The organism is Streptomyces sp. NPDC056347 (assembly GCF_042262625.1).
In the GTDB taxonomy this organism is placed as follows: domain Bacteria; phylum Actinomycetota; class Actinomycetes; order Streptomycetales; family Streptomycetaceae; genus Streptomyces.
The window spans coordinates 67,260-88,892 of the sequence record NZ_JBHJQP010000004.1 but is presented as its reverse complement, the minus strand read 5'-3'; the positions used below and the strand labels follow the sequence as shown (position 1 = coordinate 88,892).

Below are 21,633 nucleotides of genomic sequence, written 5' to 3'. Positions count from 1 at the left end.
CGAAGCCCCCCGGCAGCCCGGGGAGGTCCTTCGCATCGGGACGTGGCGCAGCTTGGTAGCGCACTTGACTGGGGGTCAAGGGGTCGCAGGTTCAAATCCTGTCGTCCCGACTGGAGACAGTCGTAGATCAGGGCCGGTTTCGGAGACATCCGAAACCGGCCCTGATCATTCCTGGGGGCCGGATGGGGACCGGTGTCCTTGACCCTGCGGGACCCCGCCGCACAACGCACGCTGACCGGCAGGGCGGAAGTCGCCCGGGAGCGTCTGAAGCCGTCGCACGACGCCGGGGCGCGGATCGGTACCAGCCAGGATGTGGCGCGTACCGCCCGGGAGCTGACCGGAGTTGGAGTCCCGCGCTTCGCCGAATTCGCCACTGTCGAACTCCTGGAGCCGGTCCTGAAGGGCGGGGAGCCCGCCGAGGGCCGCGCCCGAGCTGCGCCGCACGGCTGTCAGCGGCGTCCGGCAGGACTCGCGCCTCCACCCTTCGGGTGAACTGATCAGGTTTCTGCCCAGCGAGCCGATGGCATCGAGTGCGATGAGCGGCCACGCGGTGTTCACGGCCCGGCTCCGCGCATTGCCGACGGCCTGGGCGGGTCAGAACCCCGATCGGGCCCGTCAGATCCTGCACTACGGCATCCACTCGCTCGTCACCGCGCAGCTACGGGCCCGTGAGGTAGTGCTGGGACCGGCCGGCTCCTGGTACCGGGAGGGGCCGGGGCCGTTCGACGAAGAGGACCTGCCCTCCGACAGGGAACTGGCCGCCCGTGCCGTGGTGGTGATCGACAACGCCCGCCGTCACGCCCGCGAACACACGACGGCCGCCACCCGCAACGCTGCCTGCCGTCCGGCCCCCTGGCCGAATGGTCCGCTCTTCACGTGGCCCACCGGTATCGCCCTGCCCAGGCCGGCGTCGGCGGTGACAGGTTCGACCTCATCCCGCTGCCCGGCGCCCGCTTCGCCCTGATCATCGGCGGTTTCGTGGGCCACGGCCTGCACGCCGCCGCCACCATGGGCCGCCTGTGTACCGCCGTCCACACCTTCTCCGCTCTCGACCTTCCCGCCAAAGAACTCCTGTGCCGGCACGAAGAGTTGGTCGCCCGGTCGACGCCGACGAGTCGCAACAGCAACGGCGCGGTCATCACCGGCGTGCCGGCTGTCCACACGCCATCGGCGACGCGGTCACCGGACGGGCGACGCCGGCCTGCGCCGACCGTCCCGAACCGGCATTGGTCCTCCCGGAGGGCACGGTCTCCTTTGCCGATGTGCTCGTCTCGCCGCCCCTGGGCCTGTGCGGCGGTCTGCCGGTGGAGATCGCCGAGTTGTCCCTGCCGGAAGGCTCCCGGCCGGTGCTGTTCACCCACGGCCTCGTCGAGCACCGCAACCGCGGCACGTGCCTGGAGCCGCTGCGCGCCGCCCTTGTCGACGGGGCAGGGTCGCACCTCGGAAGAGACATGTGCGGCAACCGTCCTCGACGCCGTGCTCCTCGCCCCTTCTCAGCGACGGCATCGTCCTGCTGGTGGCTCGCACCCAACTGCTGGCCTCTTCCCGCGTAGCCGAATGGGACGTCCCCTCCGGCCCGGCGGCAGTGGCTCCCGTGCGTTCGCACTGTGCCCGCAGACCGGACGCATGGAGGCCGGATGAGATCGGATTCATCGCCGAGCTGGTCCTCGGTGAGCTGATCACCAACGCCGTCCGCCGCGGCACACAGCCCATCCGCGTCCGCCTCCTCTGCGGTCGCACCCTGATCTGCGAGGTCTCCGACGGCAGCAGCACCTCATTCCATCCGAGCCGGGCCTGCGGCGGCGACGAAGACGGACGCGGCCCGTTCCTCGTCGCCCACTGCGCCGAGCACCGGGGCACGCGTTACCGCCCGCGCGGGAAAGCCATCCGGGCCGAGCTGTCCACCCACGGCGGACAGCGGGAACCAAGCCGACCTGGCCGATGGCTCTTGGATCAATGGGCGGAGCCGGACCTGTGGGCTCCCGGCAGCCCGGCGCGCCCCGAGCGGAGCTCGGACGCGGTGGCCGCGACGCGCCGTCGTGTCAGGCAGCCGGTTTGCCGGGCTGGTCGTGGGTCGAGCAGTGGATACCGCCGCCGCCGGAGGCGATGGTGTCGATCTCGACCTGCACGACATCGCGCTCGGGGTACTGCTCCTGCAGGATCCCGCGGGCGCGGTCGTCGGCCGCCCTGTCGCCGAACCTGGGAAGGAAAACGGCGTCGTTGGCGACATAGAAGTTGGCGTAGCTCGACACGAAGCTGTCGCCCCGCCCCGTGATTTTGTCGAGGTCGGGCTGCGGCAGGTCGATGATCTCGAATCGCCGGCCCCGGGCGTCGGTGGCCTTGGAGAGTACGTGCCTCGCCTGGTCGGAGGAGCGCGACCAGGAGTCGGCGGGCATTCCCGGGAACGCCTCGTCCAGGAGGACCACACCGGGTGCGGTGAACCGCACGAGGCTGTCGACGTGGGCGTCGGTGATGTCCTCGCCGCGCACCCCGGCCAGCCAGATCACCTTCTCCAGGCCCAGGGTCTGCTTGAGCTCGGCCTCGATCCGGTCTCGGCTCTTGCCGGGGTTGCGGTTCTTGTTGACGATCGAGCTCTCGGTGACCATCAGGGTCCCCTCGCCGTCGCACTCGAAGGATCCTCCCTCGGCGACCAACGGCGCCTGGACACGGGGGATCGCGTACTTCCGCAGCAGGGTGCGACCGACGCGGGCGTCGTCGCCGTGAACCTGCTTGTCGCCCCACCCGTTGAAGTTGAAGTCGACGCCCGTGACCTTGCCGTTGTCCTTCACGAAGACGGGCACGGTGTCGCGGGCCCACAGGTCGTCGACCTCCAGCGGGATGACCTCGACCTGGGAACCGCACGCCTTCTGGGCCGCGGCCCGTTGCGAGGGCCGGGCCATCAGGACGACCTCTTCGTATTCCCCGATCGCACGCGCCACCCGCGCGATGTCCTCCCGTACGTAGGGTAGGTCCTCCCCCCAGACCGAATCCAGCGCGGGCCACGACATGAAGGTCCGGGTGTGGCTCTCCCACTCGGCCCCCATCCGTCGCGTGCCGGCGCTTGCTGCCTCCTTGTGCGGGCTGCCGGAGGCATCGCCCTTTCGCGTGAGTTCGCCGGGGCCGCAGGCCGAGACGCCGAGCACGGCCGCGCCGGCTCCGGCAAAGGCGAGCAGGGCGGAACGACGGGAGGGGGGAAGCGTGATCACCGTGGACTGCTCCGATCGTGGACTGGCAGGAAGGCATCCGGCCGCGGTGGGGGACACGAGACGGTGGAAGGACGGACTCGCGCACGAGTCCGAACGAACCGGACCCCACTGTGACACTGACTAGAATTTCAGTCAATTTTCTCGCGTAGTGGCGCGCACCCGCTCTGCGCCGCCGGACCCCCCGGGTCCCAGGGGCTGCGCCCCTGGACCGTCCAGTTGCTCCGCTTCCACCGCAATCGCCTCCATGATGAGCTTCTGGGCGTGCTCCAGCGACAGGACGCCACTCAGCCAGCGCATGCTGAGCCCTTCCAGCAGGGCGGTGAGCCGTTCGGCGGATGCGGCGCGGGCCGCCGCCGAGGCCGCCGGGTGCGCCGCGCCGAGCAGCTCCGCCACCTCGCGGGCCCAGGCCGCACCGGCTTTGGCCAGGTCGCTCCGGAGTACGGGGTCGAAGACCGCGCTGGCCCGCAGCTCACCCCAGGCGATGCTGTTCTCGCGCACCTCGGGCAGGTCCTGGAGCTCCAGAAGGAAGGACCGCTCCAGTGCGCCCCTGTGACGGGTGGGTGCGGTGTGGTCACCGCGCTCGGCCGTGTACCGTTCCGCCCGGTCGCTGATGAACTCCAGGGTGCGGAGCAGGATGCCGGCCCGGTCCTTGAAGTGGTAGTAGATCAGCGCAGCGGACACACCGGCTTCCGCCGCCAGCTCTTCGACCCGCAGGCCGCGCACCCCGCGGCGGGCTATCAGCCGGGCGGCCCCTTCCAGGATTGCCGTTCTGCGGTCCGTCGCCACTTGATCCCTCCCGGTGATCTGCGTGACCATGGTGCCATAATTGACTGAAGTTTTAGTTAGAAGCCTGACGCGGCCTCTGGGTCCATTGTTCGCCCGAGGGCTCCTGCCGGACCTGTCGCCTCGTCCGCGCGCGAGGAAGCAGCCGGCCTTCCGTTCCTGGCCCCCTCCCGCTGAAAGAGCACCCGCATGTCTGCTCGGCTCCCCGGTGTGCTGCCCGGTCCGGCTGCGCGGATGTCCGAGACGTCTTCCTGGCGTCCAGGGGCGACGGCACGGGTTCGTCCAGCCCGAGGACAGTGACGCCTTCATGGCGTCGGGCAGCGATCCGGGCCCCGCCGGCTGTGTCCACCGCATCGGGACGGAGGCCGGTGAATGAGCTGCCGTTCGGTGGCCTGGGCGACGAGCGGCCCTTCTGCATCCGCGGCGCGGAGCCGGAAAGGCGATCACCATCGTGTGTCTCGTCCAAGGGCCCACCGCCAGTGAGGCCGTCACTGTCACTGTGGAGCACTGTCGAGCGCGGTGAGCCGTGCCCGCGCCGCTTTGCCGTGGCAGTGCGTGGCGCCCCGCGTGAGCGGTGATCCGGCCGGATCCGTGGACGCACCCGGGGGTGTCCGGTCGCTGTCCGGTCGCGCCGGGCGGTCCTGGTCGTTCGAAAATGCCCTGCTCCGGGCCGCGGAGGCTCTGCCCCGGGCCGCGAGCGCCCTGCCGGAAAGCGCCCGGTAGGGTTCGCGTCATGGCCTCACGCAGTACTCAGATCCTCGAAGCGGCCGCCCGGGTGATTGCCCGGCGCGGGGTCCGCGGGCTGCGCGTGGAAGAACTCGCGGCCGAGGCGGGTGTGTCCACCGCGCTGATCTACTACCACTTCAAGGACCGCACCGGGATCCTGCGCCAGACGCTTGAGTTCATCAACAACCGCGCCGAGCGCTACACCACCAGTCGCGACCCGGACGCCCCCGCCCCCACCCCCCGCGAGGAACTGGACGACACCCTCCTCCTGGAACTCCAGGACACCGTCGAGGTGAGGGAGAACAGCTCGGCCTGGGGCGAGTTGCGGGCCAGCGCCGTCTTCGACGAGGAACTGCGCGAGGACCTCGCCAGGGCAACCCTCACCTGGGTGCAGGACGTGGCGGCACTGCTGGGCCACGTGCAGCCGATGGCGTCCGCCTCCTCGCTCGCCGCAGCCGCTGAGCGGCTCACCGCCCTCCTGGAGGGCCTGAGCATGCGATGGCTGAGCGGCGGGATCCGAATCGAGCACGCCCGTGATCTGATGCGTGGTGCCATCGACGCCGAACTGGCGCGGCTGGGGTAGATCCAGGGCCTCTTCCGGAGGGAGAGCGGACCGGAGCGGCCGTGCTGCCGGTCGTCGCCGCCCACCAGGTCGTCGGGAACAGCGGATTTGATCAATGCCACGGCGCCCGAGCCGGTGGATCCCGGTCCCTGCATCTCTCATCTATTGACTGAATTTTCAGTCAATGCCAGAGTGGCTCCATCGTTCCTGGCTATTTCACGCCACACAGCCGCCGAGAGGCCCGGACCGAGGCCGCCCTCTCTCCCGCTGCCGCCCGTGGCGGTACGGCCGCGCCCTCCTGCTCGCACTCCGGCCCGGCGCTGCGTGTTTCGAGGCCGGACGCGCCTCGCACCGCATCGTTCGACCCAATCACCTTGGAGGCACCCGTATGAACCGCGCATTCGATGTCGTCGAGACAGGCATCGCCGACCTGCGCACGGCACTGGAGAAGGGGGAGGCCACCGCGGTCGGCCTGCTCGACGCCTACCTCGCCCGGATCGAGGCGTACGACCGGCCCGGCACCGCCACCGCGCTCAACTCTCTCGTCGTGATGAATCCCGGCGCCCGCGCGGACGCCGAGGCGTCCGACGCGCGCCGCGCCCGCGGCCGGGCCCTCGGTCCTCTCGACGGTATCCCCTACACCGCCAAGGACAGCTACCTCGCCAAGGGGCTGACCGCCGCCGCCGGTTCGCCCGCGTTCGAGCACCTCGTCGCCCAGCGCGACGCCTTCGCCATCGAGCGGCTGCGCGCCGCGGGGGCCGTGCTCATCGGCCTGACCAACATGCCCCCGATGGCGAACGGCGGCATGCAGCGCGGCGTGTACGGCCGCGCCGAAAGCCCGTACAGCGCCGACTGGCTCACCAGCGCCTACGGCTCCGGCTCCTCCAACGGCTCGGGCACCGCCACCGCTGCCTCGTTCGGCGCGTTCGGCCTCGGCGAGGAGACCTGGTCCTCGGGCCGGGCGCCCGCGTCGAACAACGCGCTGTGCGCATACACCCCCAGCCGCGGCGTGATCTCGGTGCGCGGCAACTGGCCGCTCGTGCCGACCATGGACGTGGTGGTCCCTCACACCCGCACCATGGCCGACCTCCTGGAACTCCTCGACGTCATCGTCGCCGACGACCCGGAAACGCGCGGTGACCTGTGGCGGTCCCAGCCGTGGGTGCCGCTTCCCGCGCCGTCCCGGGTGCGCCCGGCGTCGTATCCGGCGCTGGCCCCCGCGGACGCGGCAGCGGCGCGCGCAGCGCTCGTCGGCAAGCGCGTCGGCGTGCCCAGGATGTACATCAACGCCGACCCCGATGCCGGGACCGGGCACGGCGGCGGCATCGGCGGCCAGACCGGGCAGCGGATCGACACACGCGCCTCGGTCGTCGCCCTGTGGCAGGCCGCCCGCCGTGACCTGGAGGCCGCCGGTGCCGAGGTCGTCGAGGTCGACTTCCCCGTGGTGACCAACTACGAGTCCGACCGTCCCGGAGCACCGTCCCTGCGGACCCGGGGCCTGGTCGGCCACGACTTCCTCGCCTGCGAGGCCCTGGACCTGTCGGCCTGGGCCTGGGACGACTTCCTGCGTGCCAACGCCGACCCCGCGCTCCCGTCCCTCGCCGACGTCGACGGCGAACGGATCTGGCCCAAGCATCCCGGCGAACTGCCGGACCGCTACGCCGGCTTCGACGATGTGATCGCCGACTACCCCGGGCTGGTGCGCGACCGTCCGTACCGCTCGCTCACCGAGATCCCGCATCTGGAGCAGGGGCTGCGCGGGCTCGAGGAGACCCGCAGGATCGACCTGGAGGCGTGGATGGACGGACTGCGCCTCCAGGCAGTGGTGTTCCCCGCGGTCGCCGATGTCGGTCCGGCCGACATGGACGTGAACGAGGCCTCCGCCGACCTCGGGTGGCGCAACGGCGTGTGGGTCGCGAACGGCAATCTCGTACCCCGGCACCTCGGCATTCCGACCGTGACCGTGCCGATGGGCACCATGGCCGACACCGGCATGCCCGTGGGGCTGACCTTCGCGGGCCGTGCCTACGACGACAACGCGCTGCTCCGGCTGGCCGCGGCCTTCGAGGCGACCGGGCGACGCCGCGCGGAGCCGCCGCGCACCCCGCGGCTCCCCGTCGGCGGACAGGTCGACGGCACACACTGAGCCCCGGGCAGAGGCGGAGTCGGTACCCGTACGGACGCCTGGTCCTCCGCGTTGTCGAGCGGTGATTTTTAAGACCGCCCGTCTCTTGACTGAATTTTCAGTTGAGAGGAAGATTCCCGCACACCCCCGTACTCGTCTTGTGGCCCGAACCGGCCTTGTGCCTGGTCGGCGGCCCTCGACAAGTGCGTCTGGCAAGAAGAAATGAGATGTGATGACTGCATTCCGTATGCCTGCCGAGTGGTCCGAGCACGACGGGTGCCTGATGGCTTGGCCCACCCGTCCGGATCTGTGGGGCGGCGTGCTGGACGAGGTCAAGGAGGAGTACGCGAACGTCGCCCGAGCCGTCGCCGCCTTCGAGCCGGTCACGATGGTTGCCCCTCCCGGCCACGGCGATGACGCCCGGACCCGGTGCGGCGCGCAGGTCGACGTGGTGGAACTGCCCCTGGACGACTCGTGGTTCCGCGACTCCGCCCCGCTGTTCGTCCTCGACGGCGACGGCCACCGCGCCGGGGTGGACTTCCGCTTCAACGCCTGGGGCGGCAAGCACCACCCGTACGACGCCGACGACCGGATCAGCTCCCTGCTGCTGGAGCACCTCGGGGTGGAGCGCATCCACTCCGACATGATCCTCGAAGGGGGAGCGATCACCGTCGACGGCGAGGGCACCCTGATCACCACCGAACAGTGCCTGCTCCACCCCAACCGCAATCCGGGCATGAGCCGGGACGACATCGAGACCGAGCTGAAGTCCCGGCTCGGTGTCAGCAAGGTCGTCTGGCTTCCCTACGGAGGGCTGCTCGACACCGAGACGGACGGGCACGTCGACGGGGTCTGTGCCTTCGCGGCACCCGGCAAGGTCGTGGTCTCCCTTCCGGAGGAGCCCGGCCACCCCGACTACGCGCGGATGCGCGCCAACCGCGCCGTGCTGGAGGTCACCACCGACGCCCACGGCCGGCCGCTGGAGATCATCGACGTTCCGCAGGTGGCCTTCGCGGACGTGGCCGGTGACGAGGTCGAGGTGTCGTACCTCAACTACTACGTCGCCAACGGCGGCGTCGTCGTCCCCGTCGCCGGGGTGCCGCAGGACGAGGACGCGCTCGCGGTGATCGCGTCGGCCTACCCGGGCCGCAAGGTCGTCGGGGTGCGGGCCCCCGCGATCGCGTTCGGCGGCGGCGGGGTCCACTGCATCACACAGCAGATCCCCGCCGCCCGCCCCCTCGCGTAGGGCCTCTCGTCCGGACCCTGCCGGGCTCGCGTGCCCGGTGCGCGCGCCCGCCGCGTTGTCGGGACCACCCCGATACGTCCTGGTGCATCCCGGTATCCCGGTTCCGGGGCGGCCCTCCGCCTCGCGATCGCACGCACCGGACACCGCCGGGCCTGTGCTCCGGGCGGACGACGCCCTTTCGAACCCCCAGGCCCCTGACCCCACCGCCCGCTCCTGCCGGACCGTCTCGGCGGTCCGGCAGCCTCCCCAGTTCACGTACGGCCACACCGTACGGAAAGAGAGCGCGACGATGACCACACCCTCACCCCGCACCGGCAGACGCAGTCGCGTCGTGCCCGTCCGGCTCGCCGCCGCGACGGCCGTCCTGTCCGCAGTGGCGCTGCTCACGGCCTGCTCCGGACCTCCCAGGAACGGCGAGGGCGCCTCCGGCGATCTCACCCTGTCCCGGCAGACGCCCAGGGCCAAGGGGGAGATCGACTCCTTCACCTGGGCCACCTACGCGGAGCCGTCGACGCTCGACTACACCGTCGCGTTCGACTACCCGCAGAACACGGTTCTCTCCAACGTGTGCGAGAGCCTGATGCGCTGGACGCCGGGGCTCAGGACCGAGCCCGGCCTGGCGCGGAAGGCGACGAACCCCACCCCCACCACCTGGGTCTACGAGCTCCGTCCGCACGTCCGCTTCCACAACGGCGGGGAGATGACCGCCGACGACGTGGTCTTCAGCCTGGGCCGGCAGATGGACCCGCACAACGCCGCCGCGTGGGCCCAGGTGTTCCGGAACGTCGCCTCGGTCAGGAAGACCGGTCCGCTTCAGGTCACCGTCGAGCTCAGGAAGCCCGACTCCCAGTTCCCCCAGTACATGGCGACCGCCGCCGGTGCGGTGGCCTCCAAGGCCGGTGTCGAGGCGGCGGGCAGGAACTACGGCACCTCCGGCGGGCTCGGCTGCACCGGCCCGTTCCAGCTCGGCACCTGGCACAAGGGCGAGTCGATCGAGCTCGACCGCTTCGACGGCTACTGGGGCACCAGGGCCAAGTCCGGCAAGGTCGTCTTCCGCTTCCTGACCGACCCCTCCGCCCGCACGAACGCCTTCCTCAGCGGCGAGGCCGACGGAGGCTACCTGGTCCCCACCGAGAGCTACGACCGGCTGCGCGGCAGCAGCACCGGCACTTTGTACTTCGGCGAGGGACTGAGCACGGTCAGTGTCAACGTCACCAGCATGAAGGGGCCGCTCGGCGACGTCCGTGTCCGCCGTGCGCTCTCCCTGGCCCTGGACCGCACCGGTTTCGTCCGGTCCGCCCTCGGAGGAGTGGGGACCGTCACCAGCTCCCTCACCACCCGTGCCGCCTGGGCCGGTGCCTCCGAACAGGCCCGTAGGGCCGCGCTGGACGGACTGCCGCCGACCGCCCCGGACATCGAGAAGGCGAAGGCACTGATCAAGCAGGCCGGCGCCACCGGCAGGACGCTGACCGTCGCCACCAGTTCCATCGGCCAGGACGTCTCCATGCTCGCCACCGCCGTGCAGGCGGCGGGGACCGCGATCGGCCTGGACATCAAACTCAGGACCATCGCCCCGAACGCGTTCACCGCCCTGTTCACCGATGCCGGGGCGCGCGAGGGCATCGACATGTTCCCGCTCACCTACTACGACTCGATCACCGACCCGCTGGACCTGCTGTCGAACTTCAGGACCGGCTCGTACATGAACTTCGCCGGCTACAGCGACAAGCGGTACGACGACCTCGTCGACCGGGCGACCGCCGCCTACGACCCGGACCGGCGGATGGCGATCGAGGCGCGGCTCCAGAAGCGCGCCGCCGGCCAGCTGTTGTGGATCCCGGTCGCCGAGTGGCCGACCTCGGTCTTCCTCAACAAGAGGATCACCGGAGCACCCACCACGATCTCGTACATGTACTACCCGTGGGCGGCCGACGTGGGGGCTGCCCGGTGAGCTTCACGAGATTCGCCCTGCGGCGGCTGGCGGAGATGACCGCCACACTGCTCTGTGCGTCGTTCGTGGTCTTCGGCGCGATGTATCTGGCGCCGGGCAGCCCCGCGAGCTTTCTGCTCTCGGGCCGCTCCGCCTCGCCGGAGGCGCTCGCCGCGATCAACGCGCAGTACCACCTGAACGACCCCTTCCTCGTCCGGTACCTGCGCTGGCTGGGCGACATGGCACACGGCGACTTCGGGCGGTCGATCACCTACCGCACCGACGTCTCCCGGCTTCTGGCCGACCGCCTGCCCACCACGCTGCTGCTGGTCGCCATGGCGCTGGTGGTGGTCGTCGTCATCGGGCTCGCTCTCGGCCGGCTCGCGGCCGTACGCGGCGGCGCCACCGACTCCGCCGTCCTGGTCACGACCACGTTCGCCGTCGGCACCCCGTCCTTCGTCGCGGCGGTGCTGCTCCAGGGGCTGTTCGCCGTCAAGCTCGGCTGGTTTCCCAGCGGCGGTGCGGGCGACGGCTTCCTCGACAAGCTCCGGCATCTGACCCTGCCCGCCATCGCGCTCGCCCTCTACCTGATCGGCCTGCTCGCCCGGGTCACCCGCTCGGCGATGCTGGAAGCCCTCGACGGCGAACACGTCACCGTGGCCCGGAGCCGGGGAGTGCCGGAGCGACAGGTCATCCGCCGCCATGTGTTCCGCAACTCGCTGGGCACCGTACTGACGACCGGCGGTCTGATCGTCTCGACACTGCTGGTCTGCACGGTCCTGGTGGAGAGCGCCTTCAGCATCGGCGGCATCGGACAGCTCCTCGAACTGTCCACCACGACCAAGGACTTCCCGACCGTCCAGGCCGTCTCCCTGATCATCGTGACCCTGTTCATGATCGTGAACCTCGCCGTCGACCTGCTGATGCCACTGGTCGACCCGCGGATCACCCTCGGATCGAGGAGGTCCGCCGCATGACCGCCGTCCTCACCCGCCGACCCGGCCTCGCCCGGATCCGTTCGGCCGGGTCACCGCTCCATCTCTGCTGTCTGGTGTTCGCGGTCCTCGTCGTCGTCGGAGCGCTGCTCGCCGGTGTGCTGGCACCGCACGACCCCAACGCCGTCGACCTGGGCAACGCGCTCGCGGGCCCCTCCGGCGATCATCCGCTCGGTGCGGACGTGGCGGGCCGGGACACCCTCTCCCGTCTTCTGACCGGCGCGCGCGCTTCCTTGCTGGGCCCGCTCGGGGTGGTCGCCTTCTCCACCGTCGCGGGCGTCGCCGTCGGAACGGCCGCGGCCTGGAAGGGCGGCTGGCTGGACTCCGTGCTCTCGCGCAGCACCGAACTGGTCTTCGCCTTCCCCGGAATGCTGCTGGCGATCCTCATCGTCTCGATCTACGGAGAAGGGCTGCTCGCCCCGGTCATCGCCCTCGCGATCGCCTACCTGCCCTACGTCGGCCGGCTGACCCGCTCACTGGTCCTGGCCGAACGCGAACGCCCCTACGCCAGCGCCTACCGGGTCCAGGGCCACTCCGGCCTCCAGATCTGTCTGCGTCACATCCTGCCCAACGTCGCCCCCGTCGTCCTCGCCCAGTCCGCCATCAACTTCGGTTACGCCCTGATGGATCTCGCGGGCCTCTCCTTCCTCGGACTCGGCATCCCCGCGCTCACCCCCGACTGGGGCCGCATGGTCTTCGACGGGCAGACCGCCATCCAGCGCGGCTACCCGCTGTCCGCGATCCTGCCCTGCGTGCTCATCGTGCTGACCGTCGTCGCGTTCAACGTGGTGGGGGAACGCTGGGCCGACCGCGTCGCCCGGAGGGACCGATGAACACACTCGACATCCAGGGGCTGCGGATCACGCTGCCCGGCACCGCCCGCCCGGTCCTCGACGGCATCGACCTCACCGTCGACGCCGGTGAGACGGTCGCACTCGTCGGCGAGTCCGGCTCCGGAAAGACACTCACCTCACGCAGCGCGCTGGGGCTGCTGCCACCGGCCGCCGTCGCCGCGGGCACCGTCCGGGTCGACGGCCGGGACGTGCTCACCATGGACGCCGCGCAACTGCGCGCCCTGCGCACCGGCACGGTCGCCATGGTCTTCCAGGACCCGCGCGCCGCCATCAATCCGCTGCGCCGCGTCGGCGACTTCCTCACCGAGAGCGTGCGGCTGACCGGGACCATGAGCCGGGCGGACGCCACGACCCGGGCCGGTGAACTCCTGGAGGCGGTGGGTCTGGACGCCTCCGCCCTGCACAAGTACCCCGGCCAGGTGTCCGGCGGCATGCTCCAGCGCGTCATGATCGCTGCCGCCCTCATGGGGGACCCGGCGCTGCTGCTCGCCGACGAACCCACCACCGCGCTGGACGTCACCACCCAGGCCGAGGTCATCGCCCTGCTGAGCCGGCTGCGTGAACGCTTCGGCACCGGGCTGCTGTTCGTCACCCACGACCTCGACCTCGCCGCGGCCATCAGCGACCGTGTCTACGTCATGTACGCGGGACGGATCGCCGAGAGCGGCCCCGCGGAAGTCCTCTTCGCGCGGCCCCGCCACCCGTACACGGCTGCCCTGCTCGCCTCCACTCCCCGGATGGAAGGGCCCCGGGGGCGGCTCGCCGCCATCGCCGGTCAGCCCCCCGACCTCCGCCGGGCACTGCACGGCTGTGCCTTCGCCGCCCGATGTCCCCTGGCGACGGAGCTCTGCGAGCGGGACGCACCGCAAGCGCTGCCCGTCCCGGGCAGACCGGAACACCACGCCGCCTGCCACCACAGCGACCGGCTCGAAGGGAGCGCTGTCGATGACTGAGAACGTACTGGTCGTCAAGGGCCTGCGACGGACCTTCGGCGCCGTGCGCGCCGTGGACGACGTGTCCTTCACGCTGCCGGAGGGCGGATCCCTCGGCATCGTGGGCGAGTCCGGCTCCGGCAAGACCACCACCGCTCGGATCGTCGTCGGCCTGGAACGGGCCGACGAGGGCGAGGTCCTGGTGCGCGACCGGTCCCGCGTCGGGCGGGAGCGTGGTGCCGGGCGGGGCCGGGCAGGGCGTCTGGCCCGAGCCCGCGAGGTCCAGATGGTCTTCCAGGACCCCTACCTCTCCCTCGACCCCAGGACGAGCGTCGGGGCGGTTCTCCGCGAGACGCTGCGGCTCCACTTTCCCGGGCGCGACCCGGAGAAGCGCGTACGCGAACTCCTCGACCAGGTGGGCCTCGGGACACGCGCCGCCGAGGCGCTGCCGCGTCAGCTCTCCGGCGGACAGCGCCAGCGCGTGGCCATCGCCCGCGCCCTGGCCGTCGAACCCGCCGTACTCGTCCTGGACGAAGCGGTCGCCGCACTGGACGTGTCGGTCCAGGCGCAGATCCTCAACCTCCTGGCCGACATCCGGGAGCAGACCTCGATCGGATACCTCTTCATCACCCACGACCTGGGCGTGGTCCGGTGCGTCACCGACGAGATCGTCGTCATGCGCCACGGTGCCGTCATCGAGGCGGGACCCACGGCCGAGGTGCTCGCCGCGCCCCGGCACCCCTACACGCGGCTTCTCCTGGAGTCCGTACCCCGCCCCGGCTGGGACCCGGAAGCGATCTCGGCCGCCCGCCGGGCGCTGCGGCCGGTCACGACCGGCTCAGGCGCCGGCCGCGAGCGTGCGGACGAGGTTCCGCAGGACCGGGCCGGTGTCGACCCCGGCGTCCAGTGACTCCGCGGCGGCGAGGCCGTCCACGGCGGCGGCGACGGCCTCGCCCAACGGCCGGGGATCGAGGTGCCCACCCCGTTCGTCGGCCAGGACCTGGAAGAGGTCGACGAAAGCGGCGCGCCAGCGCCGGTACTCGGCGCCAAGGGATTCCCGTACCCGGTCGTCGTTCAGGGCGTGCCAGTGCAGCGCCGAGTGCAGGTGCGCGAGATCCGCGCCCTCGGGCCGGCCGAGCAGGTCGACCACGCGCTCGGCGCGCTCGGCGAACGTGCCGGGCGCGGAGACGGCCGCCTCCAGTGGGGCGATCCACTCGGGGCGGATGTCCTCGACGACGGCCAGGACGAGATCGGTGCGATCCTGGAAGTGGTAGTGGCACATACCGTGCGAAACCCCGCACAGCGCCGCCACGTTGCGTGTGGTGAAACGCTCGCTCATCTCACCCGCCAGCAGGGTCCGGGCAGCGGCGATCAGTCGCGCGCGGGTCTGCTCACCCTTCGCCGACACACGCGCCCGCCCCGGCCGGGCGGGAGGAGGGGAGAGTTTCTGGGGGCCCTTCGCCGATGCTGCCATGCGGTCACTCTAACGAGCGCCCCGACCGCCACCTGCGGCGTTGCGAGAACTCGGGAGATTCGCCGTCCAAACTATTGACCGAGCGCTCGGTCAGTTTTAGCTTTCAGACTCCCGCCGCGCCACGTCGGTGGGCCAGGACCACAGAGGAGATCCCTATGAACGAGCACGCAGTTGCCCATGCGCGGGGTGGCGCCATGGGCAGGCGCGGGTTCCTCGCGGCGGCAGGGCTCACCGCCGCAGGCGCGGCCCTCGCGGCGGCCGAGGGGCGGGCCCGGGCCGCGTCGCCGCATGTCCGGGCTGCCACGGCGGGCTCCTTCCGCGTCCCGGTCGAGGACGTCCGTCACACTCGTACCTGGATGGCCTGGCCGGACAGCACCGCGATCTGGGGGCGCAACCTGCTCGGCGGAGTCCAGGCCGACATCGCGCTGATCGCGCGGACCATCGCCAAGTACGAGCCCGTCGTCATGTGCGCCAACTCCGGCAGCGCGGCCGACGCCCGGTCCAAGTGCGGCCCCTCGGTCACCGTCATCAGCTCCATCCCGGTCGACGACTGCTGGATGCGCGACAGCGGCCCGGTCTTCCGCGTCGACGGAGTCGGCGGCCTCGACGCGGTCGGACTGAACTTCAACGGCTGGGGCAACAAACAGACCCACGCCAAGGACGCCCTCGTCGCCGAGCGGATCGCCGCCTACGCCGGAGCCCCGTTCACTTCCGCGGGCCTGGTCGGGGAGGGCGGCGCGATCGAACAGGACGGCGCCGGCACCCTGATGGCGACCCGCAGCAGCCTCATCAGTACCAAGCGCAACCCCGGCAAGTCGCAGGCGCAGCTCGAAACCGCCATGTGTGCCGCGTACGGGGCCTCCAAGGTGATCTGGTTCGACGGCGTGTCCGGGCAGGACATCACCGACGACCACGTCGATGCGACCTCGCGTTTCCGTGCCCCCGGGCAGGCGCTCGTCCAGATGCCCCTGGCGACGGACACCGACGTCTACGCCAAGGACGCGCGCCAGCAGTTCCAGATCCTGTCCGCCTCCACCACGGCGAGCGGCGGGCCGATGGCGGTGAGCCGGCTCCAGGGCCCCGACTACAACAAGATCCGCTCCACCAACGGGGACTTCCTCGCCTCCTACGCCAATTACTACCTGTGCAACGGGGCCGTCATCTCGGGCCAGTTCGGAGACACCAGGGCCGACGCGGCGGCCAGGGCCACGCTCGCCCAGCTCTACCCCGGCCGGGTCGTCGAACAGCTCGACATCGACCGCCTCGGCACCGGCGGCGGCGGAATCCACTGTGTCACCCAGCAGCAGCCCGTGCCGTAGCGGGCGAGCGCACGAAGGCCGAGGGACGCGCCGGAGCCCGGGAAGGCAACGCCGGGGCCCGGCCGGAGAGGTGAACCACTGCCTGCTCCGGCCGGGCCCCACCGCCGGGAGGCAGTGATCTCCCGGTGACGTTCGCACCCATGCGAATGCCGATTGCCGTGGGGGTTTTCCCCTCCGCTTCGAGCCTTCCGGTCTCACCTTCGAGGAGCCTGCGCAAAGCCCCTTCGGCCGAGTTCTGAATGGCGAAGCCGCCCTGGCGCACAGTCGTCCTGTGGTGGTCCGGGGCGGGCATGTCGACGGCCGCTCCGGTGGCAGCTGCGGCCTCGGCCGGCGTCGGTACGCATGGCGACCGCCTCCACGGCTCTGGCATCCTCGGCGTGCGACCACACGCGACCACCACGCCCGCCACAGGGCCGTGACCGCCGATTCCCCCTTGTCCGCGTGCCCAGCAAACCGATCCGAAGGAACCCCACGGATTCCGCGTCCGCCGGTGGCGCAGACCGATACGCCGTCGACCGGCGGAAGCGAAGGATTCTCGGGCCGGGGAAGCGGTGTTGGGCCGCGTACGGTCCGGATGCTGGAGAGAGGGCACCGAGTGACGCAGAAACCTAGCTTCGGATCATTTGCAGTTTGCCGAGCTCGACCGAGGGGGCGGCCGGAGTGTTCCAGCCGATCCAGCGGGTTCCGCTGATGTCGGCGACGAGCGCGGAGCCGACGCTCCAGAAGCTGTGGCTGGGTTCTTCGAAGACGTACCAGCCGTCCAGCCAGAGCGGGACTGACTGGTCGGGCAGGGCCGCCGGCTCGCTGGTGGTGGCGAGATTGCGGCATCCGAAGACCGTTTCCTGGAGCACGAAGCTCGTCAGGAACTGTTCGAGAGACGGTGTCAGCGCGGTGTACTCGTCTTCCGGCTCGTCGTCCCACATCCAGTGGGCGTTGCTCAGCACAACGGGTGCCGCTGGACTGGCGGCTGTAACGCGGCATGTCCAGCTGTCCTGGTTCTCGCTGAGGAACTCGACCGTTCCATCACGAAGGCTCAGATCCTCGGCGCGCAGGAGTACATCCTGTTGTTGGAAGATCCCGGGTGATTCCGGAACGTGCTCCTCCGGATTCGGGCCGGGCCAGCGCCCGGCGTGACGGTACAGGTGTCGGAGCGGCGCTGGGAGGAACTCGGGTAGCTCCGTCTCCGTCAGGCCGTAGCGCGGTTGACGTGGGCCGTGCCACGCGGTGATGAAGTCTTCAAGCCACTCGACCGAACCATCCGATGCTCGCATGACGTCACGATAGGCAAATCCGAATGGGATGTGGGGTGTCTGAACGGGGCGACGGCGGTCACGCGAACGCAAGCAGTCCTACGGACAGGTTGTGATTGCTTCTCAGGGAGCGTTAAGACGCCATCCAGTCGGTGAGGATTCAGGAACGGGGGTGAAGGCCGGTGAAGTACGCCAATCCCGGTGCGCAGGTCGCACCCTGCCAGGGGCCTTGGACCCGGCTCAATACCTGAGCCACCTGTCCTCGGTCTGGGCGCCTACTGCTCGAAGAACCGCCTCAAGGCCATCGAGCGAGCCGCCGAAGTGGCCTGACGTGGCACTGTATTTCCCTGGACCACCGTGACGCGGTAGGCCAGGGTGCAGGAGTGAGCACTGACATGAATCCGGTCGAACACTCTGACCGGTGGGTCCTGAACCTCCGAGGCCGTCGCGTTGCCAGGGCCACCCTTGCCCGCAATTTGGTGCTATCCCTCGACTCAGGATGGGATGTCGTGGTGGAACCCCCGGCCCTCCTCTCGCACGGACCGGTCCGCACGAATCCCGGTGTTCCCCTGGCCCCGGCCTCGCGGAGCATGGCCTCCCAACTGCTCGGGGCGTCGGTCTTGTCCGCAGTCGCATTCAAGTCCGGCGCTCTGAGGATGGTCTTCGACGCCGGACCGCACCTGAACTGCTCGGACAGCGCGTCGGGGGCGGCATGGGAGATCACCGGGCCGCGGGGATGGCGCTTCACGTCGGTCCTTGGCAACGGTCTCGCGGTCTCGCCCGGCCGAGCAGAGCCGCAGTGAGAGTTCACTCGGTCTGACAATTCGTGCGCTCACGTCTTAAGGACTGAGCGACCGAAGTGGGGGGCCTGGCGCCTGGGGACGTTCGCGTGTCCGTGGATGGGGAGTCAAGGCCGTGCACCGACAAATGGGCCAGAACGGCGCCGTCCTGCGGCTGCCCATGGCCCTCTCGGAGCCGCGCAGCGGCCAATGCCGCAGTGGCGTAGTGGACTGTCCGTCGGCGCCGCGAGCTGACGCCCTGGTCACAGTGGCTGCCGCCAGTTGCGGTAGGCGTGCGGGCGCCTGGTGAACCCGCTGTCGCTGAAGGGGTTCGGCAGCGTGCCGTCGAGGGCGCCGACCAGGAAATCGCCGAAGCCCGCGTCAAAGCGGACCCAGCGTTCCTCCCCGTGGAGGGGCTGGCGCCTGAAGACGACTACGTCCCAGCCGTCCGGGACCCGGGTGTCGCAGAGCCAGAAGGCCACATCGCTGTTGGCGCTGTTCGCGAAGGGGAGAAGCCGTCCCTTCTCCGGGTTCTCCGGGCCGGTGCCGGTCAGGGCCGTCGGATCCTCCCTGGGGTCGAAGTCCAGTCCGTCGAGGAGATCGCCGTACGGGGAGCCGCCCACCGGCGGCGTGCTGATGCCGAGGTACTCGTCCGGCTCCCCGCCACCGTAGAGCGTGACGAAGTCGCGGTAGTCGGCGGGCAGGCTCAGGCCCGTGGTCCGTGCCAGATCGTCCCAGTCGACGGTGTCACCCGGGATGCCCGGCCCTCCGAGCAGGGATGACAGGCGGGTGATGGCCGGGTGGACCACGGCGGTGTCTCCTTGTGCGCTTGGGGATGATTCGGTCAGTCACCGTACTGACCGGCGGCGCTGCGCCGCCGCCGAGCCCTGCGGACCGCCCGGACCTCAGCACCCCCGCGTGGGCAGGATCCGGGATCGGCCCTCGGCCGTTCCCCGGTATCAGTAAGGGACCTGCTTCCCGGCCGGCGGCAGGGGCCGTGGAGTCGGGTCCCTCACCGAGTGCCGGAGCCGCGCAACGGCCGGGCGCACCACCACTGCTGAGGGCCACTGCCCCGATCCGCCCCGGAACCGGCGCGGACCAGCGGTCGGAAGACGTGGGCTTCGGCGGTCGGAGGGTCCGCTTGCCGGCCGCCCGGCCCGACGGAACCGGCGCGGCGCCCGCTACCAGTAGTGGCCCTCGGTCATGGCCTTCAGCGCCGCCCGGTTCATGACCAGATCGTCGGGGTCGGCCGGTGGCGGGACCTCGCCGAAGTGGATCTGCCGGTAACCGACCCGCAGCATCACGATCGCGTGCCGGAGACAGGCGTAGAGCGTGTGGAAGTCCATGTCCCGCGGGGTGTACCCGGTGAGTCTCGCGTACTGCTCCTCCGCCGCCGTCCGCCGGAAGAAGTCCGGCAGTCCCTCCTGCCCCAGCGCGACGGTGAGGTCGTGGAAGAAACGGTGCAGGTAGATCGCCCAGGCGAGGTCCAGCTCCCGTGGCCCGAGGGCGGCCATCTCCCAGTCGAGGACGGCGGCCGGCTCGAATCCGTCATAGATGATGTTGCCGATCCGTGCGTCACCCCAGCTGAGCACGGTCTCGCCCTCCTCGGCCGGCCACAGTTCCTCCAGCCGGGTGAAGGCGGCCTCGATGACGGGGGAGCGCGGGCGGCCTTCGACGACCCAGCCGTAGTACGCCCGCAGGTCCTCCACGTGTTGCCGCAGCGGGCTGCCGCTTCCCTTTCCCGCGAGGAATCCGGCCTCCGGGACCGGCACCTGGTCGTGCAGTCGCGCCAGGACGGAGATGCTGGCGTGCTCCAGCCGCGCACGCTCGGCGTCCGTGGCCGAGTGCAGCCAATTGCCCGCGTAGGTGTACGGCATGGCGTCCGGCGGCACTCGCCCCTCGACGCGCTCCATCACGAAGAACTCCGCGCCGAGGTGGGCGGGGTCGGTCTCCAGCCAGTGGACAGCGGGCACCGGCAGGTCGGTGTGCGCGGCGACCAGACGCATCACCCTGAACTGGCGGGTCATGTCGTAGGAGGGGAAGACGGTGTACGCGTTCGGGTCCGCGGCCAGGCGCAGGACGCAGCGGCGGACGGGAAGCGGCGCGGAGGGCGTGCCCTGCCCGGTGTCCTCGATGTCGAAGAGCAGGGTCTCGCTCGACATGCCGTTGGAGTCCGGCACCGTGACGGCGGCCGGCCGGGCCCCGGGACGGACGGTGGCCAGCCAGGCCGCGAGGCGACGGGCGAGTTCCTCCGGGTCGCGGGTGGTGCGCCGGATCCGGGGTGTTCCGGGGGCTGCTGCCATGAGGGGCCTCCGTGCGTCAGGGCGCCACCGAGTCGTAGCCGGTGAAGCCGCTCGGATCGTGGCGGCCGAACGTGCCGTGCTCGAGGATTCCGTAGCCGGTGGCACCGCCGAGGGTGAAGCGGGCGGCGTGTTCGACGACGCCGAACACGGCCATGGGGTGTGAGGGCAGGCCGGTGAGGTCGTAACTGCGCCGGTCGGTCCAGTCGCGGCCCTGCCACGTCCCGTGGCTCCAGTCGTCGGCGGGCGGGTAGCCCGCGCCGACGGCCAGTGGGGAGGAGACGAGGACCTCCGCGGTGAGTTCCAGGTTCCCGCGGTGGCGGTCGGTGAGATGGATGACGGCCCGCTCGGGGAGGCGGGTTCCGGACCGGTAGGTGATGTCCACCTGGGGCCAGCCGAGTTGGGTGTCGGGGCGACCGTCACGTATCTCGACGGCTTCGCCGAGGGTGCGGTAGCCGTCGGGTTCCTCCTGGACGATCACCATCAGGAACCGGTCGTCGAACCGGACGGGGCACCACAGCCAGTGGAAGCCTTCCGGAACGTGCTCCTCTCCCGCGCGTCCGGCGTCCTCGCCGGGGATGGGACGTACGCCCCAGCTGCGGTCGCGGGTACCCGTCCACTCGCCGGCGGTGACGGTGATCTCCTCGCCCTTCGCGCGGATCACGCCGGTCACCGTGCCGGCCTGGACGAAGCGGCGGCCTTCCAGAGTGAGGCGGTTTCCGCGGCGCGTGGTGTGGTGGGGCTCCCACAGCGGCTCGAAGGCGGCCTGCCAGACGAGGTCGTACGACAGGCCGTCGGGGTCGGCCGGGTCGGCGGCGCAGCGCAGTGTGAAGCGCTTCAGCGGCTCGTCGACGGTGATGCGGAGCGGGCCGACCTCCATCCGCATCCGGTCCTCGGTGAGGGCGTCGGAGGCGCGTACGGCCAGGAGTTCATCGCCCGTGCGGAGTGTGGCGAAGGCGTCGATCACACCGGTGTTGGGATAGACGCCCAGGCCCAGGACGAGCAGCGTGCGGCCGGAGTGGTCGAAGACGTGGAAGATGCAGCGGTCGTAGGCGTTGCGGTCGCTGGTGGCGACGTGGCGCATGGAGAGCGGCACTTGGTGCACGGGGTACTCGTCGAGGGCTACGGGGCGTTCGGGCACGAGGGCCTCCG

The 21,633-nt window shown here is 70.7% G+C and carries 19 protein-coding genes, 1 tRNA gene and 1 pseudogene; 14 read left to right on the top strand and 7 right to left on the bottom strand.

Going from position 1 to position 21,633, the window contains the following annotated elements; genetic code table 11:
* Nucleotides 1-36 precede the first annotated feature (36 nt).
* The 4 genes and pseudogenes from ACFCV8_RS02350 to ACFCV8_RS02335 all read left to right on the top strand — a co-directional run bounded on the left by ACFCV8_RS02350 (nucleotide 37) and on the right by ACFCV8_RS02335 (nucleotide 1,553).
* Nucleotides 37-110, top strand: a tRNA-Pro gene (locus ACFCV8_RS02350).
* A 425-nt stretch (nucleotides 111-535) separates the two neighbouring features.
* Nucleotides 536-964, top strand: a complete 429-nt coding sequence (locus ACFCV8_RS02345; protein WP_376683355.1) for a hypothetical protein — start codon at nucleotides 536-538, stop codon at nucleotides 962-964.
* Nucleotides 877-1,080, top strand: a pseudogene (locus ACFCV8_RS02340) (SpoIIE family protein phosphatase); the annotation flags it as partial. The gene ACFCV8_RS02345 and the pseudogene ACFCV8_RS02340, both read left to right, overlap by 88 nt.
* A complete protein-coding gene (locus ACFCV8_RS02335) occupies nucleotides 1,020-1,553 on the top strand; it encodes a SpoIIE family protein phosphatase (RefSeq protein WP_376683354.1) in 534 nt (177 codons plus the stop codon). The pseudogene ACFCV8_RS02340 and the gene ACFCV8_RS02335, both read left to right, overlap by 61 nt.
* A 489-nt stretch (nucleotides 1,554-2,042) precedes the next feature.
* Here ACFCV8_RS02335 and ACFCV8_RS02330 read toward each other — a convergent pair whose 3' ends face one another.
* Both ACFCV8_RS02330 and ACFCV8_RS02325 read right to left on the bottom strand, forming a co-directional pair.
* Nucleotides 2,043-3,206, bottom strand: coding sequence for an agmatine/peptidylarginine deiminase (locus tag ACFCV8_RS02330; RefSeq protein WP_376683353.1), 1,164 nt, complete (start codon nucleotides 3,204-3,206; stop codon nucleotides 2,043-2,045).
* 132 nt (nucleotides 3,207-3,338) lie between these two features.
* Nucleotides 3,339-4,022: a TetR/AcrR family transcriptional regulator gene (locus tag ACFCV8_RS02325; protein ID WP_376683352.1), complete on the bottom strand. Its 684-nt coding sequence runs from the start codon at nucleotides 4,020-4,022 to the stop codon at nucleotides 3,339-3,341.
* A gap of 700 nt (nucleotides 4,023-4,722) precedes the next feature.
* Here ACFCV8_RS02325 and ACFCV8_RS02320 point away from each other — a divergent pair.
* The 8 genes from ACFCV8_RS02320 (at nucleotide 4,723) to ACFCV8_RS02285 (ending at nucleotide 14,269) form a co-directional block, all read left to right on the top strand.
* Nucleotides 4,723-5,298, top strand: a complete 576-nt coding sequence (locus tag ACFCV8_RS02320; RefSeq protein WP_376683351.1) for a TetR/AcrR family transcriptional regulator — start codon at nucleotides 4,723-4,725, stop codon at nucleotides 5,296-5,298.
* A gap of 367 nt (nucleotides 5,299-5,665) precedes the next feature.
* Nucleotides 5,666-7,423: an amidase gene (locus ACFCV8_RS02315; protein ID WP_376683350.1), complete on the top strand. Its 1,758-nt coding sequence runs from the start codon at nucleotides 5,666-5,668 to the stop codon at nucleotides 7,421-7,423.
* Between the two features lie 211 nt (nucleotides 7,424-7,634).
* Nucleotides 7,635-8,648: an agmatine/peptidylarginine deiminase gene (locus ACFCV8_RS02310; RefSeq protein WP_376683349.1), complete on the top strand. Its 1,014-nt coding sequence runs from the start codon at nucleotides 7,635-7,637 to the stop codon at nucleotides 8,646-8,648.
* A gap of 289 nt (nucleotides 8,649-8,937) precedes the next feature.
* Entirely contained in the window at nucleotides 8,938-10,599 is a 1,662-nt protein-coding gene (locus tag ACFCV8_RS02305; protein ID WP_376683348.1) for an ABC transporter substrate-binding protein, read from the top strand.
* Nucleotides 10,596-11,555, top strand: a complete 960-nt coding sequence (locus tag ACFCV8_RS02300) for an ABC transporter permease (RefSeq protein ID WP_376683347.1) — start codon at nucleotides 10,596-10,598, stop codon at nucleotides 11,553-11,555. The genes ACFCV8_RS02305 and ACFCV8_RS02300 overlap by 4 nt, the downstream gene beginning before the upstream one ends.
* Nucleotides 11,552-12,406, top strand: coding sequence for an ABC transporter permease (locus ACFCV8_RS02295; protein ID WP_376683346.1), 855 nt, complete (start codon nucleotides 11,552-11,554; stop codon nucleotides 12,404-12,406). The genes ACFCV8_RS02300 and ACFCV8_RS02295 overlap by 4 nt, the downstream gene beginning before the upstream one ends.
* Nucleotides 12,403-13,380 carry an ABC transporter ATP-binding protein gene (locus ACFCV8_RS02290; RefSeq protein WP_376683345.1) on the top strand — a complete coding sequence of 326 codons (978 nt, stop codon included), beginning with the start codon at nucleotides 12,403-12,405 and terminating at the stop codon, nucleotides 13,378-13,380. Before ACFCV8_RS02295 ends, ACFCV8_RS02290 begins: the two co-directional genes overlap by 4 nt.
* On the top strand, nucleotides 13,373-14,269 hold the full coding sequence (locus ACFCV8_RS02285; protein ID WP_376683344.1) for an ABC transporter ATP-binding protein: 897 nt from the start codon (nucleotides 13,373-13,375) through the stop codon (nucleotides 14,267-14,269). The genes ACFCV8_RS02290 and ACFCV8_RS02285 overlap by 8 nt, the downstream gene beginning before the upstream one ends.
* On the opposite strand, the gene ACFCV8_RS02280 is transcribed toward ACFCV8_RS02285, so the two are convergent.
* The gene (locus tag ACFCV8_RS02280) at nucleotides 14,198-14,833 is read right to left on the bottom strand and encodes a TetR/AcrR family transcriptional regulator (RefSeq protein ID WP_376683343.1); all 636 of its coding nucleotides are present in this window, start codon (nucleotides 14,831-14,833) and stop codon (nucleotides 14,198-14,200) included. The two genes, ACFCV8_RS02285 and ACFCV8_RS02280, sit on opposite strands and share 72 nt — an antisense overlap.
* Nucleotides 14,834-14,988: 155 nt before the next feature.
* On the opposite strand from ACFCV8_RS02280, the gene ACFCV8_RS02275 reads away from it, so the two are divergent.
* Nucleotides 14,989-16,152 (top strand): agmatine/peptidylarginine deiminase, encoded by a 1,164-nt coding sequence (locus tag ACFCV8_RS02275; RefSeq protein ID WP_376683342.1) that lies wholly within the window; start codon nucleotides 14,989-14,991, stop codon nucleotides 16,150-16,152.
* A 608-nt stretch (nucleotides 16,153-16,760) separates the two neighbouring features.
* Here ACFCV8_RS02275 and ACFCV8_RS02270 read toward each other — a convergent pair.
* A complete protein-coding gene (locus tag ACFCV8_RS02270; protein WP_376683341.1) occupies nucleotides 16,761-17,423 on the bottom strand; it encodes a hypothetical protein in 663 nt (220 codons plus the stop codon).
* A gap of 374 nt (nucleotides 17,424-17,797) precedes the next feature.
* Between ACFCV8_RS02270 and ACFCV8_RS02265 the strand changes: the two genes are divergently transcribed.
* Complete coding sequence (locus tag ACFCV8_RS02265; protein WP_376683367.1) at nucleotides 17,798-18,205, top strand: DUF6188 family protein; 408 nt, start codon at nucleotides 17,798-17,800, stop codon at nucleotides 18,203-18,205.
* Between the two features lie 239 nt (nucleotides 18,206-18,444).
* On the opposite strand, the gene ACFCV8_RS02260 is transcribed toward ACFCV8_RS02265, so the two are convergent.
* From ACFCV8_RS02260 to ACFCV8_RS02250, 3 genes are all read right to left on the bottom strand, one after another.
* Entirely contained in the window at nucleotides 18,445-18,990 is a 546-nt protein-coding gene (locus tag ACFCV8_RS02260; RefSeq protein ID WP_376683340.1) for an SMI1/KNR4 family protein, read from the bottom strand.
* Nucleotides 18,991-19,362: 372 nt separating this feature from the next.
* Entirely contained in the window at nucleotides 19,363-20,484 is a 1,122-nt protein-coding gene (locus ACFCV8_RS02255; RefSeq protein WP_376683339.1) for a phosphotransferase family protein, read from the bottom strand.
* 16 nt (nucleotides 20,485-20,500) lie between these two features.
* Nucleotides 20,501-21,622 carry a hypothetical protein gene (locus ACFCV8_RS02250; RefSeq protein WP_376683338.1) on the bottom strand — a complete coding sequence of 374 codons (1,122 nt, stop codon included), beginning with the start codon at nucleotides 21,620-21,622 and terminating at the stop codon, nucleotides 20,501-20,503.
* Nucleotides 21,623-21,633: the final 11 nt, after the last annotated feature.